This is a genomic window from Candidatus Megaera venefica (genome assembly GCF_034554655.1).
GTDB classification, from domain to species: domain Bacteria; phylum Pseudomonadota; class Alphaproteobacteria; order Rickettsiales; family Rickettsiaceae; genus Megaera_A; species Megaera_A venefica.
Genome location: NZ_JARJFB010000014.1, coordinates 1 through 18,796, shown reverse-complemented (window position 1 = coordinate 18,796; position 18,796 = coordinate 1). Strand labels below are relative to the sequence as shown.

Sequence of the window (18,796 nt, the reverse complement as noted above, 5' to 3'; positions counted from 1 at the left end):
AAAAAATGAATGTGCGGTGATTTATTTTTGAAATTCTTGAAATTATATCAAAAATTTAGAGTTTTGACGGAGAGACTACATAATCGATATTATGGTAGACTTTATATTGCTGTGGAAGGCATGTAAATTTCTATAACACGTCCTACAGCCTTGATATGCTCTACGGGGCGATCTGCGAGGAAGGCTGTAGTACATACCTAGAGCTAGGAAGCCTCACGGCAATTTAGCCTGTAGGACATGCTTGTCCTAATGAATATCATATCTTTTACATGGTTGTCAACAATTATTTTTGACAAACTATGCAAATAAGTAAAAAAACCTTAAATAATCTTTCAAAACAAAACATATTACCACAAGTTCAATACTTATGGATTCACATAAATGAAGAAGAAAAAGACCTTGACGGCTTTTGTCTTTTTAAAAAAGATGATTGGGCGTATAGGCTGAAAAAATCACCCCGCACTATTACTAGGCATCTTCGTTCTCTTACAAATACACAACTTATTGAAAAACTATATCGCTCTACTGGATACAAACAAGGTGTTCATCTATTCATACGCCCCTTAGAACCAGAGACTAACGAGTGCATGACGTTCTTTGCAACGCTACATAAGTGCGAGCTTCTAGATCAGGTAGAGCCTGTTATTCAGCTACATTTTCAAGACGTATATAACCGTAGCGGGACAATTAGATTCAAGCAATGTACTGCTCTTTTAAAGGGAGTCTCAATAAAGAGGTGTGAATGGCTATTGCCAGGCAAGCATATATGTTTTTCGGCATCGCTAAAAGTTAGTGAGCAGTGCAAAGAAATCTTACACGTATCCAACCTGAGACCTAGCGGGGAATATTACCATGCATAGGAAAATAACCGAGCAGGAGCGTGAAGCTTACACAAAAATTATGACGGCAATAGATGCGGTAATAACACTGGCTGACCGAACTGCAAAAAGCTTACCTAGAGACTCAGAAGTTAGTAAGGATTTGGCGTATTGCTCTTTTGATATAAAGCATAACGTTTTGGGGTTGATGTACACCAAATTAACGAATTGGGAGGGAAGAGAATGACTGACTTATACAAGATAGCAAAGCGGGTACTGAGAGCGATTGAAGCTGGAGAAACTAACCAAGATATTTTTGTATGGGACGCAAGAGCTTTAGCGGAGTCTGCCGCAGAAAGAGAGGATCGATGCGAGAAACATTTAGGTAATTTGACGGATGCTGAACTAATGAAATTAGTCGATTTCATCAACGAGGAGAAATTAAAAAAAGAGAGGGAAGCATGAAAGCAGCTGTTTTAAAGTTCCGTAAACCAAGTCCGTCTCGTTTGTATTATGCTGATAAGAAGACGCAAAGGCGTAAGAGGATCTCAGATAATATCTATAGAGATTTGCAGTACGTTACAAGACATGAAGATCGTAATAGAAGTATTTCGCTAAAAGCAAGAAACTTAGCTGTAAACCTGATTAGGATGATCTTAAAAAACCCTAATAAGGAGGAGTTTGTAGATCATAAGTTTTTATCGGAAATCACTGAAGTTAGCTCTAGTAAGCAAAACGCAAATTTGTTAGGACAAATAGGTGATATTATAGATTCTACCTACCATAGCTGCGTGAATTTTCATGGCAAAAGAAAGACTTATGGTTATCTCGTAAAATTCACTAAAGACGGGTACGAAAGAGCTACCAATCCAGAGACTTTTTATGGTGAATCATCTCGAAAAAAATCTCCAGTCGAGTCGAAAAAAATTTCCACTTATATAAAGATAGAAGAGGATACTAAAGAAGTAGAAGATAGAGCTTACAGCTCTATATCTTCTACTAAAGAAGAAAATAAAATAAAAGAAGAAACTATCGAACCTAGCTCACTCGCTACTAGCTCTCTTGCGGAGCTAGCGAGCGATCTGGTTCTCCACCAAGCTGGAGAAGAGATCCGTACTGAGGCTAACGTTTTCCCTAACCAACTAACTACAGTTTCCGAAGCAACAGCTATGGGGTCAGCAGAGGAGCTAGAGCATTATGCTTCTCATCGACACCGAGACAGTGGTAGCGGACTTATGGCTATACACGAACTTTCGGTAATGACAAACCTGCTCATCACGTCTATTCCCGAAGAATGCCCAACAGAGGAAAACGTAATAGACAGCTACGCCACAACCGAAATAATCGAAGCGGAAATAATCCAAGCAGAGGAGATCACCATAATGCAAATACTGCTAAAACCTACTTCCAGTAAACTTTGGCAAGAGGTACGGGAGAAGATGATGAATAGCTATGAACAGGAAGTTGACCGATGGGATTTAAAATGGATTTTCAATGAGCTTGAGGTTGAAGAGAGGCTTGACCAAAAAACCTTAGTTTTTAAGGGGTCTGGTTATGTAATCGATAGCTTAAGAAATAAAAAGGGGAATCATTGGAAAATATTCACGACTAGTTTTTACGAAGTAATGCCAGATTACTCGTTCGAATTCGAGGAAATAAGAGCAAAAAACACAGAGGAAGATCATGATAGTGCTGCGTGAACGTCAGACTGAGTTTGTCCAAAAGAGCGTTAAGGCATTGCTTGAACATGGCAATACATTGGGTGTTGCCCCGACTGGAGCTGGTAAAACGATTATGCTATCAGCGGTTATTGCTGAACTTGAGAAACAAACGCCTAATTTTAAGGCTTGCGTATTAGCTCATCGCAAGGAATTGACTGAACAAAACATGGATAAATTCACTAGAGTTAATGGGCATCTTACGACTTCGATAGTTAATGCTGAAGAAAAAAACTGGAGCGGTCAGGTAGTATTTGCCATGGTACAGACTCTTTCAAACAAAAAGCCGTTAAAGAGCATTCCATACTTAGATTTGCTAGTGATAGACGAAACGCATCATGTAACGGCCGCAAGTTACAAGAAAATTATCAAACAGGTGCAAGAAATCAATCCTACCATTAGAATATTCGGTATTACCGCCACTCCGCAAAGAGGCGATAAATGTAGTTTAGGTCGTATATTTACTAACTGCGGAGATCAGATTTTCTTAAGCGAGCTTATCGATAGCGACCATTTGGTAAAGCCAGTTACTTACGTTGTTGATGTTGCTCAGGAAAAACTATTGGCTTTGAAAAAGAAAAGCACTGGCGATTACAGTGAGAGTGAGATGGCAGAAATTTTAGATCAAGCCGTTATTATCGATGAGGTGATTAATCACTGGAAACAGAAAGCTGGGGATAGAAAAACTGTAATATTTTGTTCTACCATAGCTCATGCAAAGCATGTTGCGATAGCTTTTATGGATCAAGGAATAAGAGCTAATGTTGTCACGTCGGAGCTTACAAAAGAAGAAAGAGAGTTTGCGTTGCATCAACTAGCATGTGGAGAAATTCAAGTGCTGGTTAATGTAGCAATACTAACTGAAGGTTGGGACTTTCCGCCAATATCATGCGTAGTGTTACTGCGTCAATCATCCTATAAATCAACAATGATCCAGATGATAGGTCGGGGATTGAGAACTATTGATCCAAGTATCTATCCAAACATTGTTAAGCACGATTGCGTAGTACTAGACTTCGGTATTTCCAGTATCTTGCATGGCTGTTTAGAACAGGACGTGGAACTAGAAAAAGAAGCTGCTAAAAGAGCTAAGAAAGAAGAAGCGACAAAAATATGTAAAGGTTGCGAAAGAGATATACCAGCACGTGCAATGAAATGCCCATTGTGCGGTTATGTACATGAAGCAAAAATCATAGAAGAAATAAAGAAAGTTGATGTAATACTTGTAGATTTACTAAAATCATCAGAAGTCCAATGGGTAAAACCAGCTACAAATACTTTTTACTGTAATGGGTTTAAATTCTGGTGTTCTTTAAGTGAGAAAGACGGTGAATGGATTCTTGCTGTCGGTGAGACTAACGAAGATGGTGCAGATACAATCTACCAAGGTACGAACTTTAAGAAAGCGTTCAACATGGCTAATTCTTTTATGAAGAGAAATGAGGGATTATTCAGGATTAAAAAGACTGTTGAAATGAGGAATGAGCCAGCTACCCAGAAGCAGCTAAAATATCTACCAAAACATTATCAGCATGTATCGAAAGGTGAAGCGTCAATGCTTTTATCATTTCAATTTAAGGCAAGGAAGGAGCTGCAAGCAATAGGGCTTGTGGCGTAATTAATTTAAACAAGGAGAATAAACTATGACTAAAAACTACTATGATTTCAATAATGCAGAACCACAATTTAGTATGATTCCAGCAGGAACTATAGCCCCCGTTATTATTCAAGTTAGTTCTGGTGGTTATGGTGATGATGGAACGTTAACAAGAAACAATACGACTGGATCAGTCGGTTTAAAAGTTTCATTTGTTATTACGTACGGAAAATACCGCAATTGCAAGATATCCCAGCTAATCGGTATTGAAGGAACTAAGAAAGATCAGGATGGCAAAGATATTTGGGGCAATATGGGTCGTTCGCTAATTCGTGGTATACTTGAATCGGCAAACAATATCTTGCATACGGATGATTCACCAAAAGCACAGGAAGCACGTAAGTTTAGTAGTTTTAAAGCCTTGGATAATTTAAGATGCGTAGTAAAGATCGGCATTGAAGAAGACAAGAGCGGCAAACACGGAGATAAAAACAAAGTCACGGCTGCAATAACTCCAGATCATACTGAATACCAAACGTTCATGAGGTTTGAAAATCCAGTTATTGCGCTAGCTGCGGAAGATATACCATTAGATGTACCATTTTAGGAGGAAGTATGAATTTTATAGAAGCAGTTCAACAAATGAAAAAAGGTAATCATGTACGATTACCCGATTGGGAGAAAGGTCGTTTTTTTTGTATTCATTCTGGCAAGATATACACTTCTTGTTGGTGTGGTATAGAATACGCATATGAAGACCCCTACATGCTTGATGAAACGGAGTTTTTAAACACTGAGTGGGCAATAGTAGAGGAGAAGATAGGATAACATTTATGATAATAGCTACAATGTTATTTATTGCTGTGATTTGTTTGATCGATAAAGATGATAGGTAGTGGAATGAAAGAAACCTCAGCTAGCATTAGCAAATATGGTCGTAAAGACACGCCTGAAGCGTTAGCTAAACGTTTGAAGGAATCACAAGACGATATAAAGATGGCTAAATCAGGTGTAGCTTGTGATAGACTTATAGCTTTGCATAGGTTTAAGGAATTATTTGCTAAAAATAAGCGTATGATAGCATTACAGAACTTGGAAGATCCTTATTATTAGTATTTTAAAGCAAGTCTGTTATAGTTCACCTGCTAATAGCAGGTAATTTGCAGGTGAAATTCCAAAAGTATAAGCGAGGATATACTGAGATACAATATGACTAAAGTTAAGAAAACAAGTTTTAAAAAGGGCGAAAGCGGTAATCCTAAAGGACGTGCCAAAGGCACAATAACTAAGCTGAAAGCTGCATCTCTCAAGCTAAGAGAAAAGGCGAGCAAAGATATAGATTCAGCTTACAAGACTTTACGGAAACATATGGATTTAGGTGAGCAATGGGCGCATCAGATATTCTTTAAAGAGCTAGTGCCTTTTAAAAAAGAGTGGTTAAATGAAGTGAGTACCGAAGGAATAGTAAGAAGTATAAAGGGTACAAATGATATCAGTTTAATTGTTACTCAACTTTCTAACAAGTTACTTGAAGAAGAGCAAGTATCGAGAGAAGAAATCCACAATCTTATTAAAACATTGAACAGCATTAAATTAGCAGAAGATTTTGGTAAGCTTAAAGCTAACCCATTTGAGAAACTGAGTGATGAACAGATTTTAACAATTAAAACAATGGTTGATGAAGCTAATGCTAGTTGAAGTAAATTATTATAGTAGGTAAAAAAATGATTGGGTTGTGGATAGTTGCGATCATAATATTATTAATTATACTAATTTACGAGTGATTAAGTTTAATTAATATCAAAGAAGCTATAGATTAACTAAAGAATAAAAAGATAATACAAGGAGAACCATGATGACTTATGAAGAATTAAAACATGAATTGCTTTACAAAAGAGAAGAAACTGTAGGATATAGATCGATAAGAGATAATGCTTCTTTGTTAGAAATAGTGAGTGAGATTAATACTGACACCGCTGACAGATCTACTTTATTATTGATGAGAGATGGCAGACACAAAATTTTTGGTTTTACCAGCAATAACAATGATGATCGTGACCAGTTGGATTTGGTTTTACGAATGATAACTTTCATATCAAAAAATCAAGAAGGATTATTAAGAAGTTTAGAAATTGCAGGAAATACCGAGTTAGTATCTGCAATTTATCAACTATCTATTCAAACACAAAAATTCTTTAAAAATGAAACAGGAAGCGAAATATATGATGCATTAAACTATGAGAAAAAATTAAAGGATAAAGAAGAAGTATGATTTACCTTATACTTATAACGATACTAATACTAGTTATTTGGTTGTCTCTCGGTAATTAACTTAAGTTAATTCCTTAATACTTGCTCTCTAAAACCCGTTGTATTCCCGCAACAATTTCCATAAGGTAGGTTATGTAATCGTTTTTAGCCAAGTTCTTTCTTAATCAATTTATGGGAATTTTCAAAAAAGGGGAGCGTTCTGTCTTAGATTAGTCGATGGTACGAACGTAATCATGTAAGACAGAACTTACTAAAAGTCTAATCACTATTAACTTACTTTGCAACAAAAACTTTCTCGTGTTATAATATCCCCATACTGCGAGGAATAAATAATGGATCTAGACATTTTACAGCAACTCAATCCAGAATATCAAAAACGTTTTATGTTCTATAAAGCGTCAGAGAAGCAACATGCATTTCATGAGGCGGGAGCAAACGCAGAAGAGCGATTATTCCTAGCTGGTAATAGAACAGGTAAAACTTATTGCGGTTGTATTGAGGACGCCATGCATCTCACGGGAAATTACCCTAACTGGTGGACTGGACATAGATTTGATCATCCAATAGTATGTTGGGTTGCTTCCGAGAATTATGAGATCACCAGAAACGTATTACAATATAAATTACTCGGTGGATACTCTCACGACAACGGGTTCACTGACGGTCTTATTCATTCTGATTTAATACTCAAAAAAGCGATGCTTGCTGGTGTTAACGGAGCTGTAGACTTTGTGCATATTAAGCACAAGAGCGGTGGTATATCTAGCTTATATTTCAAGTCATACAAACAAGGTAGAGAGAAGTTTCAAGGAGCTAGATGCAACCTTATCCATTTAGACGAAGAAGCCCCTCACGATGTGTTCCTTGAATGTCAAATTAGATTATCCAATGTAGATGGAAAAGGTCAAGGTAGGCTCATTCTTACTATGACCCCGCTAAAAGGCTATACTCAGCTAATGGCTTATTTTTTGGAGTACAGATCTGCCAAGCAAACAAGCAAGGAAAATGAAACAAAAACCTTAGCCGAATTAATGAAGGATGACATTATAAAAACCACTCCTGAAACAATAACTAACGGCAAATACTATATACAAGCAACTTGGGACGATAACCCTTATCTCGCTCAAGAAACTAAAGATCGTTTGCGTTTAACGTTAAAACCTCATGAGTTAGAAGCTAGAGAAAAGGGGATACCTACAGTAGGAACTGGCTTGGTATATCAAGTGCCAGAATCTGAGTTTGTTATTCCTACATCAGAAATATTTGAAATACCAAATCATTGGGCAAAAGTATACGGCATGGATGTCGGCTTTTTTGCCCCCACGGCAGTTGTGTTTTTGGCAATAGATAGAGACCAAGACATAGTTTATATATACGGCGAATATTCCATTAGCGGATTGACAGCTAGTCAACATGCAGGGCATTTATTACCTATGGGATGTAATTGGATGATGGGTGTTTGCGATCCAGCAGTTAATCAAGGCAGTCAACGTGATGGAGTAAGATTGCTTGATGAGTACAAAGCGGTTGGAATGAATATAGTACTTGGTAAGTATGCTAAAGAGCTTGCTGTAGATAAAGTGTTAGAGCGTATTAGAACGGGCAGATTTAAAGTGTTTGGAAATTGTCGTAAGTTCTTGGATGAGTGGCGTATGTATTGCCGAAATGAAGAAGGAAAAATTGAAAAAGGCAATGACCACCTAATGAACGCTTTAGAGTTTGTGATGTTAGACGGATTGCATTTGGCTAGAACAAAAAATACAGTTTCTTATCAACGTAAAGTAGCAATGTTTTAATGGATAAAAATACAATAAGAATATTTAGTTTTCCAGGTGGAGGTGCTAAAGGTTATGGTTCTAATAGATTCATGCAAAAGTTTCTGCATCAATGGGGAATCCCCCAAGCTGATTTCTGGAAATATGTTGATGTTATGTGTGGTACTTCTATTGGAGGAATATTAGCTTGTGGTTATTCTTTCGGCAAGACTCCCGATGAGATGGAAAGTTTTTTTTTACAGAAAGCAAAAAGGATATTTACCATTAGGACGGCAACTGATGTAGCGTCTGGCAGTCATAATTCAAGCGAAGATTCAAATAGACCGAATGCATTACAAAAAATAGGATTGATCGCTACTAACGATCCTTTTTATAAATCAGCTTATGAAGATTCAAATTATGGTAGCAATATTCTGCACCAGACTCTAGTAGATAATTTTGGAACAAGTACATTAGCTAACCTTAAAACTCCTATTGTAATCCCATCTTTTGAGCAAGACATGAACAGGTACGTTGTCTTCTCCAATTTTGATGACCCATCTTATTTTATAGGAAAGACGGAAAGTATAGTAAATGTTTGTAGAGCTACTTCAGCAGCGCCTATTTATTTGCCAGCTCATACGTTCAATGGTCATGATTATATTGATGGCGGGTTATATGCTAACGATCCAATACTTGCGGCGATAAATATTGGTATGACCGTAAAGCCAAATGCGACACGAGTAGTAATAGTTGATGTAGGAACTGGTATAGGGAATATGAGTTTTGACGGATCAGGTTCTTCGACTGGTACTGCACATGCTGTGGAGGTGTTATTTGGCATAATGAATATTGCTATGACGGGCGCAGAAGAGTGGAGTAGGTACTATTTAGATTATTTAAGTAATAGATTAGCTAAAGATGTATATTATTATAAGTTTCAACCTAAATTTCCAGCAGATTTTCCTAATGAGATGGATAACAGCACCGCTGCGTGGTTTACACAGCTTGCTAACTTAATTGATACTCATTATGTTAACGAAAGCGATAACATATCCAGTATATTAGCACATTTGACAGCATGAGTATCACGAAGTGAAATACGACTTATTATATAATTTCATATCTCCCGTAACAGGTAGAATTAAAGTTGGTAAAGACTATATCCTTATAGGTGATAAATACGGTATTGGCTTACCTTCACCGATATTAATTGATATAAGACAAGATATAATCGATCTTCGAAGAAAAATAGGAAATTTTGAAGAATTAAAAAAATTAGATCATAATAGAATATGGATAGGTGACGATACTAATGCACCAATCGAGCGGTTACAAATTGGAATAATAAATCTACCTAGTCTATCAGAGGCATTATTCCCCAACCCACTTAGTCCTATTATAGGTGATTTTAGAATTCCAAATCCTACGTTCGATTACCTATCTCCTTTTGATTGGGTAATGTCAGGACCATTCTTACCTCAAATTTACGCCACAAAATACGATACCTTAGGTAATCCTGTAGGTACGGATGTATCGTCCTCTCTTGCAATGACGCAAGTGAGAGCAGCGCAAATAATGAAGCGTTTTGACAATGCTAATTTTATTGTGGGCAGTTCTACAGTAGAGTTTTCTTGGGAAAATCCTAAAATGTATCTTATTCCCGAACCATTAAAACAACTATACGGACTTGGAACGAGTTATACTTTTACTAAAGCTCAATCTCTTGGAGCTTTAGAGACAGGATTATTAAAAAATACAGTTAATAACGGCAGCGGTACATTATCAAGAGCCATTGCAGGCAAAGATTACGTTGATGTATCAGCTCCTATTGCTAACATGCAATTAGCTTTAATTAGACCATTATTAGAAGATCAAGGGCAAGATATATCTAAGTTGATTAGTAGAATTGATAAAGTGCCTATTGAGAACTTAACTAATCTAACTACTGGTAAGATTTGGCAGGGAGTAAATAATCGCCCGACTGAAGTTACATTATCCGAGGCAGGTATAGCCGATAAAAATGCTACTTATATTTTGCAGACTCCTGATAATAACCTTCCTTACTCTCAAGCCTTATCCTCTATAAGTGGACTACTCGGCGGTATATTAAAATGTAATAGTCTAGGAGTAGTTAGTATTGCCTCAGGAGGGAGTACTCCATTGATTAATGACTATGTTACTCCTGCAAATTTAGCTGAGGAAAAAGCCGAAAGAATAGGATCAGATAGTGCTATCGAAACAGCTTTAGTTGCTTTAGAAGCAGAAGTAGAAGCTGAAATAGCTGCCTTAGCTGGCGTAGTAGCTTTAGATATTCTAGGTACAATTCTTGGTTTTATAGGTGTTGCAGTAGGGGGTAAAGCTTATGGTGATTATATTCGTGGGCAGACTTTAAATGTAAAAAATACTTGGAAAGCAGCTGATTTAAATGATGAAGGGCATAATGCCGTTGGTGATTATGAGTTTAGGTTTCCATCTGGTTATAGTTCAGACGATAGAGGGCATGGTACTTTATGGTTTGATTCAACAGGAAGAGGTAGCGAGAATAAAGCAGAAGCTGGTTTACGTTTATTTTCTTGGGATAGTGGTGGAGATCATATAGGATCTGATGATCCTATTGCACCATTACATATTGGCCTTTTTGGATACCAGAATAAATATCATATATGGCCTTTTCCCAATCCTACGGCTAAATACAAAGGGTTTATATTTAGTATACCTGATTTTCATAATGAATCTAGCAGTGATAATGATTATAGATTTCCTAAAAAGTTTGGTTTGTATGATGTAACAAGAACTATCGGTACATGGACATCAAATAAATATGGGTGGGATAGTAAGAGTACTATTTTTGAATATGATTATAATAATTTTTCTTTTTATAAAAATGTAAAATTTAATAACTATGCTGATTTTGAGGAAACAGTAGATTTCCAAAAAGATGTAAAGTTCTTAAGCAAAGGAGCAATAAAAATCCCTGTTGGAAATACTAATGAAAGACCTAGCAATTCGCAAGTAGGTATGGTAAGATATAATACAGAAATTTAGTATCTATATCTGCGAGGAGATCATGGCTCAATTAACCCTTCCTGTTGGGAAACAGGAAATTCACGACGGAAATAGTTGGTTTTCATTAGCTACTGAAAACTGGGTACAAAATACAATTAGAATGGTATCGCCTTGTTTAGTAGCTACCACTGCTAATTTAACTGCTATTTATGCTAATGGTACAGCAGGAGTTGGAGCAACTTTAACTAATTCAGGTACTCAAGCAGCTCTTGTTATTGATGGCGTAACTTTGGTTGTTGGTAATAGAGTTTTAGTAAAAGATCAAGCTACCGCTTTGCAAAATGGTATATACACAGTAACCAATATTGGTTCTGTCAGTACAAACTGGATATTAACACGAACTACAGACTATGACTCAGTAGCACAAACAGTGCGAGGGGATACTGTATCTGTTATTAGTGGTACGCTATCTACAGCAAGTTTGTGGATGTTAACATCTATAGTAACCACTGTCGGTACAGATAGTTTTACTTTTGCTAAAACAGATCAAAATTCTTTTACTTCAATTCTAGGTACAACAAATCAAATTGCTGTAAGCGTGACTGCTGGAGTTGCGACAATTAGTATTGCTTCTAATCCTGTTTTACCCGGTACAGCTTCAGTAACTATTCCAACTGGAACAACTGTGCAGCGTCCTGTTACTCCAACTACAGGAATGTTTAGATTTAATACTTCGTTATAGTTTTATGATAATGAGAGTTTAAAATGAAACAAAAACCAATAGGAAGACCTGAATTTCATGATGGATTTAACTGGTTTACTTTAGCAACTGTTGATGATGTTAATAAAGCAGGTGAAGTTGATGAGGATGTATACACGCTTTTACAAATTTTAAATGATGAGATTTTATAATGCCGTTATTTTTAAAAAGTATAGCTCCTGAAATTGATATTTTTGGCAACAGGCAGTTGTTGAATTTTAATAGAGATCCAAGTTCAGGAGAAAGCGATAGTGCGTTGACCTTAATAAATTGGTTTACACCTATATTAAATGTAAATGCTAATTCTACATTTGAGTTTTTAACTCCTGCTATGAAAGGTTTTAGGTTTAATCATTCATTGTCTACTACAGGAACGTTTGGAAACTTTAACTTTGAGAAGTATGATAGATTTGGATTAGCTACGCCTTTGTGGGGCTATGATGAGGTAACGGATTCCTTGGTTTTTAATAAGGAAGGTAGTTTTGTAAAAAATACAGCAAACAATCAAATTAATCTGGTCTCAACAAGTCTTGATACAGTTGGTAATTTAAAGTTAAATATAACAAAGAAGATCCCCAATACTCAAACATATAAAGGATATCAGCTTTCTTATGAATATAGTGATAGTATAGGTGATTCTTTTTCGTTGTATAGAGATAGCAATTCAACTCTTGACAGATTATTTGCGCATTCAGAAACACTTAACGTATTTCTTTTTTATCGTTCAATTTCGATGAATACTAATAGAATAACTAACTTGGGCAATGCTATTCTTTCAAGTGATGTAGTAAATAAAGGGCAGATGGATAGTGCTGACGCAACTACTTTGACTTCGGCACAAACATATACTAATAATAAGACATGGTTAGCTAGTCAAGTCACTAATTTTGATACCCAAGTCAGAACTAATAGACTTGATCAAATGTCTATACCTACGTCTAGTTTAAACTTAAATAGTCAAAGAATAATTAATCTTACTAACCCAGTTAATGCGCAAGATGGTGCGACTAAGCAATATGTGGATAATCAATCAGGCGGCACAGGAGCTATAAAATCTTTTATGCATGGTTATTTAAGTCCAATGTATAATACTAATATAACTACAAGCGATCACATAAAATTTGGTAGCTTTTACTACTATCAGGGAACTTCAATAGTTCTTGATACATCTAGCGCATATAGTAATTCAATAGGTACAGCGTCTATAGGTCGTATAACTTTAAGTGCTGGTAAATCATATAAACTTTTAGCCTCATTATCCACCGCAGATTTTACATCCACATCAGGTTATTTAGGTCTGAGATGGCATAACTCTGACACTAATAGCCCCATAGGGGGGGTTACTACTTGGTGGCATCCTTCTTCTAATTACTTTTCAGGCGGGGTAGTCGCCGCTGTAATTATGGTTTCAAATACTACAAGGGTTGAATTAAAGATAAACAGTGTTAGTAATGTCGGCTATATACGAGGTTCAAGCGACTATAATTCGGCGGCATGGTTTATCGCTGAAGAAATATAAATTAATTTAAAGAGAGAAAAATATGTCAAAAATCAAAAATATAAGTCCTAGTTTGCCTGATGATAAAGAGCCTGAGCAAGTAGCACCAGTCGAGATTAATACTATAAATACTATGTTGCCAATGGATTATGAAGCTCTTGAGTATGTTTCTTGGTTTATGATAGATAGCCAAAATGTTCAGAATTGGGCGGGCAGTATTTTTAGAGGCGGCATTGATACTAATGACCCAAGGCTTGTAAGTTTACTTTCCGCTGCCAATAAATCTATAAAAGAGACAGAAGATGATATTACTAAAATAAAAGAGTGTTTAGCAAAAATTACACCAACTACTTAAAAATATACTAAGATATATCTTTAAGCTTCTTATATAATATAAAAAATAACAATGCGAGGTAGTTATTATGAATGAAAATCTAGACCCAGCCAAAATTATCCAAGTTTTACCTAAATACGTTCAAGCTTTATACAGCGACAGTGCTCTTTATTTTTCTGGAGATGAAACAATCGCTACTCCAGAGCGTAAAGCTATTGTTTTAAATGACATTGCTCTCATTAAAGAACAAATTGCATCCTTAGAAAAAATAATAGGTTAAAAAAATGGAAAATATTAGTCGTATATCTCAACACGAAATGTTGTGCGATTCAGCTGTTTTATTAGCTAATGTATCGTTAAAAGCAGATTTTATAAAGAATGTTATTAGTGAAATACTACAACTTAGAGCTCAAGGACAAAGTATTTCCAGCGAAGAGACTAAAATATTTCTGGCAAGATACGTTGAATTTAAAGATACAATAGATTTGATAATAGGCGTAGAATAGTGAATTTTATAACGCCGATTAGAATATTATTTAAAGATTTGGCAGATTCTAAAACTCCGTTATATAGTGCTGATGGAAATGCTGTAATCAAATCAGTTCGTTGTACTAATATAACCAACGAAAATATAAGGGTGACATTGGAAGTAATAGCACTACTAGAAAGCCCAATACAAGATGCTTTTCTTACTTTTAATAGACTGGTTTTACCCAATCAAAGCGTTGATTTATTATCCGTAATATGCGGTGATACAGCGGAAGTTGTAGAGCATCGCATGCTAGACGGAGACAATCTAATTTGCTATTCAGACGGATTCTCTAAACAATTTTCATGCGTTGTTAGTGGGTATAAAGAAAATGAGGTTGTAGATTATTAATCTATCTAAATTATTAATGCGAGGTAATAATTATGACAATGGAGCTTAACATTGGGCAGCAAAAAATATTGCAAGACCTAAATGATTATTGGGATTACACCAGAAATAGTAATCTGCGCAAGAAATGGTTAGATCAGTATTTAAATAATTTAAAATATTATTGTGGTGACCAGTGGAGTCAGGAGGTGTTACAGAAACTTGAAACCATACAAGCTACTCCTTATACAATAAATAGAATAGAACCACTAATTAATGCTTATTCAAGTTTACAAATTCAGTCAAACAAAAGAATAGGTTTTAAATCCACAACAGATTTACCTTTAAACGAGAGATTGGCGGAGTATTTGAGTTATATGGCTCATGTTATTCAAACTCAGGGCGATTTCTCTTTTTACTCTTCGTTAAAGTATACTTCCGCTTTAATCGGAGGGGTAGGATGGTCTCATTTTGGTTACGAAGAGGGTAAGTTCTTTTATGATTACGTTGATCCGAGAGAAGTATACTGGGATCCAGATGATTCTTCTCCTAGGTTAGAGCAATCAAATTTTGTATGCCATAGTTATTTTGTTGCCGTTCCTGTTTTAAAAAGGCGTTATCCAAAATATGCAGAATTCCTTGAACAGCTAGTAGATAAGGTTAACATAAATTCATCTTCCAACACTGATGAATATAATTGGGATACCGATAATAGTTTATGGACTAAAGGTAGAACAATTAGAATAGTTGAGGTCTATTATAAAGCAGAAGCGGATTACTACGAAGCAACTACAATAATTCCAGGTGAAGACCAAATTCCTTTAGAACAAATATTCTGTACCTTTAGTAAAGAAATGGCACTTAATAAATCGGAAGCTAAAGAAACGATATTAGAACGTAAAGGTACACAAATTTTTAAAGGAGTATTTTGTGATAGCATGCTGTTAGAACACGGAGCTATTGCAGAACAAGTACCTAATCAAAAACATTTTCCATTACTTCCTTTGTGTTTAAGAAGAGACTACACTGGAATGCCCTATGGAGTGGTCAATAACTTAATTCCGCTATCTCAAGCTTTAAATTATATTTGGACAAAAACTATACATGGTATTGATCAGAAAATATTAATTTCTAGTAATATTACTGCTGATGAGCAAGGTACTGAAGCAAAGTGGATTGAAAAATTGCAGCAAAAAATCGCTGTGATTATTTCCGCAAATCCCCAAGATGCAAAGTTGTATACACCAGAACAAACATTACCTCACTTCTTTAATTTATTGCAACGAATAGATGTTGAATTTGAACAATCTACTTATTTATTTGATGAATTAAAAGGTAATCAGACTAATGCCGTTAGCGGTGTGGCAATACAGCAGAGAGCAGCAAATTCAGCAAGAGTACAAAATCCGCTAAATATGGCTTACGATCATTTATTGTTATCGGAAGGGCAATTATTATTGGATACAATTAAAGGGATTAAAGATTTCAAATATACTTTTAATTATTATAAAGACGGACACAGTGATTTAACAACATTAGATGATATAATTTCAGTGATTAATTTTGAAGTCTACACTGATGTCGTGCCTAATTTTAACTCTTCAATAGAAGAAGAAAGGGGTAAATTTGCAGAATTATTAAATTCAAATAACCCAGGTTTTGCGATGTCTTCACCTTTGTTTTTAAAAGAATTAGGTTTAAGGAAATATAACGAATTATCAGAAGAGTACCTAAGAATACTAAGCGGTCAAATGGAATCGCAAGAAAACGTTAATGAGGAGTAATAAAATGGAAACTACTACAACTACAAACTTTGCTAATTTAGCAAATATTTTTACAAACAATGATAGTGCTCCCGATACATCGGTAACTGTTGCCGATGAAAGCAACTCACAAGAATTACCTGATACTCCAATTGAAACTAAAGAATCTAAAGAAGAGTTAAATACTCCTGAAAAAGATGCAAAAGTAGATTCTAAAATAGACTACGAAAGTGAAGCAAAAAAGAAGCTTAGCGAAGATGAGGTATTAACAAAAGATGACCTAGATAGTGTACTTTCATATTTTGAATATAACGAAAATGATACTGTTGATTTGCCATCAACTGAAGAAGCAAAATTTAAAACTGCAAAAGATAAGCTTGATCATGAATTTTCTGTATTCAAAAAATATGCCAAAATAGATAATGCAGAAGAAAAATATAACGCATTTTTTTACTTCTGGCCTCTATTAGATGTTAAGGAGCAAGAAAAGTTGGCAATTTACTTGCAAGAAGAGTCTGGAGAGGTTGCCATAGATAAAATAATGTCTATGGGAGAGAAGTTGTACGATAATACGATCTAAAATAATTTCAACATTCACACCTCTATTTTTAGCTTCTATTAATGCTTTTATTATTTTCCCAGAAATAAACCCGTAAGCTTGAATACGTATACTTTGTTTTGCCTGATTAATATGATTTACTATCACGTCCCCACATTGCTCAGGAGGGGTGAAGCACATAGAAAAAGACTTGTTTTCTTGAGAATTTTTCTTTTTTTGTAAATGTGATTGATGTTCTTGTTGTTTTAAGAGTTGCTCCTCAAGCCTTTGGTTTTCTAGCTGTAGAGACAGTTCAGCGTTTCTTCGAGTTAACTCTCTTAGCTCTAATAATTCGTCTTGTCTTTTTTGATTTTCATGAGCTTTAAGACCTCCTGCAAAGCCAGAACTAAGAGAATTTGCTAAAATCTCCCCCTCATTACGAGGGTTAGTGATCATAGACCTTATGTACGCATCAGCCATAGCATCAGCAGCGGTCGGTTGGTTAGCAGAAACCAATAAACCGTACAACACAAAAAAGATTGTTAGGATGAATTTATACACGGACTTATGCGTTTTGCTTTTTTATATTTTCTGTCTTTACATACAAATCTATTATTTCAGATAATTTTGTTTTATTAGCTTCGAATAAATAATATGTACTCTCCTTTTTTACTTTATTTATCATACCAATAGAATGTAATTTTTTTAATATTGGGTATACCGCTTGTTTTGATAAAGAAGAAGTAGTAATTAAGCTTTCAGCGGATACTAATTGATCAAACATAACAAGTACTTTCAATACTTTTTTTGCATTCTTTGTAAGCAATGGATATGAATCAATCGCTTGTGAAATTTGTTTTTTATCTATATTAGTCATACTTGTAACTTAAAATTATTTAAGTTCTATTATATATACAAATGAAATAAATTCAATATTTTTTATTTTTTCCTGTTGACAGGATGAATTTTTAGTATTAGCATCTAGAAATGCAAGCAACGTACAAGCCATATGATAACTGGTGTTTAGGTATGTTGCAAGTAAAAATCAAGCTCTAACTAGAAGTTGAATATATGATACTAGATACGCACGAAGCAGTTGAAAAAATGGTGGAAGCTGGCGCATCAAAAAAGATGGCAGAAGCTATAGTAAAAACTATAAATACCTCTAGCGATCATTTAGCTACTAAAGAAGATATTAGAGCGCTTAAATCAGACTTATTTCAAGTAAAAACTGAACTAAAAGGTGAAATAGCTCAAGTAAAAACCGAGCTAGGCTGGATAAAAGCTATGCTGTTTGCTGTCTTGGGGTTATTAATAGCTCCAATGGTAGCTCAGTTTATAGCTTTGTATTTAAAATAATGCGATTTAGTTAAATAATTGGTTGCAAAAATAAAACGGGTGTTATAAACTTCTTTTTACGTGAAACAAAAGACCAACTATGTCGATAATATGATATATCAACACAGTAGGCCTCTTTAGTTTTAGGTACATAATATAGATTACATAATCGATATTATGGAAAGTAAGACCACAATATCAATAATTGGTTTTTTTTAATTATAATTATTCGTTCGTAATGAGTCGTAATGAGCTTTACCTTACGTCCAAGTGAGCATTCCATGATAATTAATACCGCTGAAGGAATACCTTTTTAGATGTTTAGACATCTTAATCTGACCGAAAATCGGATTATAATATGTGCCAACATATTTTTCTAAGACTCATTATTTTTACCTTGAGCTATCGACGCCTGCTCTTGTAAATAGATTTTACTCCAATCCTTTAAGTTTTTCTTCTTTAAGTAGTCTCTCCGTCAAAACTCTAAATTTTTGATATAATTTCAAGAATTTCAAAAATAAATCACCGCACATTCATTTTTT

25 protein-coding genes are annotated in these 18,796 nt (G+C 35.2%); 23 read left to right on the top strand and 2 right to left on the bottom strand.

All coding sequences use genetic code 11. The annotated features are described in order from the left end of the window. Nucleotides 1–299: 299 nt before the first annotated feature. The 22 genes from Megvenef_RS01795 to Megvenef_RS01690 all read left to right on the top strand — a co-directional run bounded on the left by Megvenef_RS01795 (nt 300) and on the right by Megvenef_RS01690 (nt 16,958). Entirely contained in the window at nt 300–860 is a 561-nt protein-coding gene (locus Megvenef_RS01795; RefSeq protein ID WP_322776296.1) for a hypothetical protein, read from the top strand. Next, nucleotides 853–1,065: a hypothetical protein gene (locus Megvenef_RS01790; RefSeq protein ID WP_322776295.1), complete on the top strand. Its 213-nt coding sequence runs from the start codon at nt 853–855 to the stop codon at nt 1,063–1,065. The genes Megvenef_RS01795 and Megvenef_RS01790 overlap by 8 nt, the downstream gene beginning before the upstream one ends. After that, on the top strand, nt 1,062–1,283 hold the full coding sequence (locus Megvenef_RS01785; RefSeq protein ID WP_322776294.1) for a hypothetical protein: 222 nt from the start codon (nt 1,062–1,064) through the stop codon (nt 1,281–1,283). The genes Megvenef_RS01790 and Megvenef_RS01785 overlap by 4 nt, the downstream gene beginning before the upstream one ends. Continuing rightward, nucleotides 1,280–2,518 carry a hypothetical protein gene (locus Megvenef_RS01780; RefSeq protein ID WP_322776293.1) on the top strand — a complete coding sequence of 413 codons (1,239 nt, stop codon included), beginning with the start codon at nt 1,280–1,282 and terminating at the stop codon, nt 2,516–2,518. The genes Megvenef_RS01785 and Megvenef_RS01780 overlap by 4 nt, the downstream gene beginning before the upstream one ends. Next, nucleotides 2,502–4,154: a DEAD/DEAH box helicase gene (locus Megvenef_RS01775; RefSeq protein WP_322776292.1), complete on the top strand. Its 1,653-nt coding sequence runs from the start codon at nt 2,502–2,504 to the stop codon at nt 4,152–4,154. The genes Megvenef_RS01780 and Megvenef_RS01775 overlap by 17 nt, the downstream gene beginning before the upstream one ends. 25 nt (nt 4,155–4,179) lie before the next feature. Then, the gene (locus Megvenef_RS01770; RefSeq protein ID WP_322776291.1) at nt 4,180–4,740 is read left to right on the top strand and encodes a hypothetical protein; all 561 of its coding nucleotides are present in this window, start codon (nt 4,180–4,182) and stop codon (nt 4,738–4,740) included. Nucleotides 4,741–4,748: 8 nt separating this feature from the next. Continuing rightward, on the top strand, nt 4,749–4,961 hold the full coding sequence (locus Megvenef_RS01765) for a hypothetical protein (protein ID WP_322776290.1): 213 nt from the start codon (nt 4,749–4,751) through the stop codon (nt 4,959–4,961). 72 nt (nt 4,962–5,033) lie between these two features. Next, nucleotides 5,034–5,246, top strand: coding sequence for a hypothetical protein (locus Megvenef_RS01760; RefSeq protein ID WP_322776289.1), 213 nt, complete (start codon nt 5,034–5,036; stop codon nt 5,244–5,246). A gap of 96 nt (nt 5,247–5,342) precedes the next feature. Further along, nucleotides 5,343–5,831 (top strand): DUF5681 domain-containing protein, encoded by a 489-nt coding sequence (locus tag Megvenef_RS01755; RefSeq protein ID WP_322776288.1) that lies wholly within the window; start codon nt 5,343–5,345, stop codon nt 5,829–5,831. Nucleotides 5,832–5,985: 154 nt separating this feature from the next. After that, nucleotides 5,986–6,405 carry a hypothetical protein gene (locus Megvenef_RS01750; RefSeq protein WP_322776287.1) on the top strand — a complete coding sequence of 140 codons (420 nt, stop codon included), beginning with the start codon at nt 5,986–5,988 and terminating at the stop codon, nt 6,403–6,405. A gap of 331 nt (nt 6,406–6,736) precedes the next feature. Further along, nucleotides 6,737–8,200 carry a terminase large subunit domain-containing protein gene (locus tag Megvenef_RS01745; protein ID WP_322776286.1) on the top strand — a complete coding sequence of 488 codons (1,464 nt, stop codon included), beginning with the start codon at nt 6,737–6,739 and terminating at the stop codon, nt 8,198–8,200. Continuing rightward, complete coding sequence (locus tag Megvenef_RS01740) at nt 8,200–9,243, top strand: patatin-like phospholipase family protein (RefSeq protein WP_322776285.1); 1,044 nt, start codon at nt 8,200–8,202, stop codon at nt 9,241–9,243. The genes Megvenef_RS01745 and Megvenef_RS01740 overlap by 1 nt, the downstream gene beginning before the upstream one ends. Before the next feature lie 10 nt (nt 9,244–9,253). Further along, a complete protein-coding gene (locus tag Megvenef_RS01735; protein ID WP_322776284.1) occupies nt 9,254–11,206 on the top strand; it encodes a hypothetical protein in 1,953 nt (650 codons plus the stop codon). Between the two features lie 22 nt (nt 11,207–11,228). Further along, the gene (locus Megvenef_RS01730) at nt 11,229–11,909 is read left to right on the top strand and encodes a hypothetical protein (RefSeq protein WP_322776283.1); all 681 of its coding nucleotides are present in this window, start codon (nt 11,229–11,231) and stop codon (nt 11,907–11,909) included. A gap of 23 nt (nt 11,910–11,932) precedes the next feature. Further along, nucleotides 11,933–12,079 carry a hypothetical protein gene (locus tag Megvenef_RS01725; RefSeq protein ID WP_322776282.1) on the top strand — a complete coding sequence of 49 codons (147 nt, stop codon included), beginning with the start codon at nt 11,933–11,935 and terminating at the stop codon, nt 12,077–12,079. Then, nucleotides 12,079–13,446, top strand: coding sequence for a hypothetical protein (locus tag Megvenef_RS01720; protein WP_322776281.1), 1,368 nt, complete (start codon nt 12,079–12,081; stop codon nt 13,444–13,446). Before Megvenef_RS01725 ends, Megvenef_RS01720 begins: the two co-directional genes overlap by 1 nt. Nucleotides 13,447–13,468: 22 nt before the next feature. After that, the gene (locus Megvenef_RS01715; RefSeq protein ID WP_322776280.1) at nt 13,469–13,780 is read left to right on the top strand and encodes a hypothetical protein; all 312 of its coding nucleotides are present in this window, start codon (nt 13,469–13,471) and stop codon (nt 13,778–13,780) included. Nucleotides 13,781–13,847: 67 nt separating this feature from the next. Further along, complete coding sequence (locus tag Megvenef_RS01710; protein ID WP_322776279.1) at nt 13,848–14,039, top strand: hypothetical protein; 192 nt, start codon at nt 13,848–13,850, stop codon at nt 14,037–14,039. Between the two features lie 4 nt (nt 14,040–14,043). Then, a complete protein-coding gene (locus tag Megvenef_RS01705; RefSeq protein ID WP_322776278.1) occupies nt 14,044–14,265 on the top strand; it encodes a hypothetical protein in 222 nt (73 codons plus the stop codon). Further along, entirely contained in the window at nt 14,265–14,639 is a 375-nt protein-coding gene (locus Megvenef_RS01700; protein ID WP_322776277.1) for a hypothetical protein, read from the top strand. Before Megvenef_RS01705 ends, Megvenef_RS01700 begins: the two co-directional genes overlap by 1 nt. A 32-nt stretch (nt 14,640–14,671) precedes the next feature. Then, nucleotides 14,672–16,399 (top strand): portal protein, encoded by a 1,728-nt coding sequence (locus tag Megvenef_RS01695; RefSeq protein ID WP_322776276.1) that lies wholly within the window; start codon nt 14,672–14,674, stop codon nt 16,397–16,399. Between the two features lie 4 nt (nt 16,400–16,403). Then, nucleotides 16,404–16,958, top strand: coding sequence for a hypothetical protein (locus Megvenef_RS01690; protein WP_322776275.1), 555 nt, complete (start codon nt 16,404–16,406; stop codon nt 16,956–16,958). Here Megvenef_RS01690 and Megvenef_RS01685 read toward each other — a convergent pair. Beyond that, on the bottom strand, nt 16,845–17,477 hold the full coding sequence (locus tag Megvenef_RS01685; protein WP_322776274.1) for a phospholipase D-like domain-containing protein: 633 nt from the start codon (nt 17,475–17,477) through the stop codon (nt 16,845–16,847). The two genes, Megvenef_RS01690 and Megvenef_RS01685, sit on opposite strands and share 114 nt — an antisense overlap. Before the next feature lie 4 nt (nt 17,478–17,481). Next, the gene (locus tag Megvenef_RS01680) at nt 17,482–17,793 is read right to left on the bottom strand and encodes a hypothetical protein (protein ID WP_322776273.1); all 312 of its coding nucleotides are present in this window, start codon (nt 17,791–17,793) and stop codon (nt 17,482–17,484) included. A gap of 194 nt (nt 17,794–17,987) precedes the next feature. On the opposite strand from Megvenef_RS01680, the gene Megvenef_RS01675 reads away from it, so the two are divergent. Beyond that, on the top strand, nt 17,988–18,275 hold the full coding sequence (locus tag Megvenef_RS01675; RefSeq protein WP_322776272.1) for a hypothetical protein: 288 nt from the start codon (nt 17,988–17,990) through the stop codon (nt 18,273–18,275). Nucleotides 18,276–18,796: the final 521 nt, after the last annotated feature.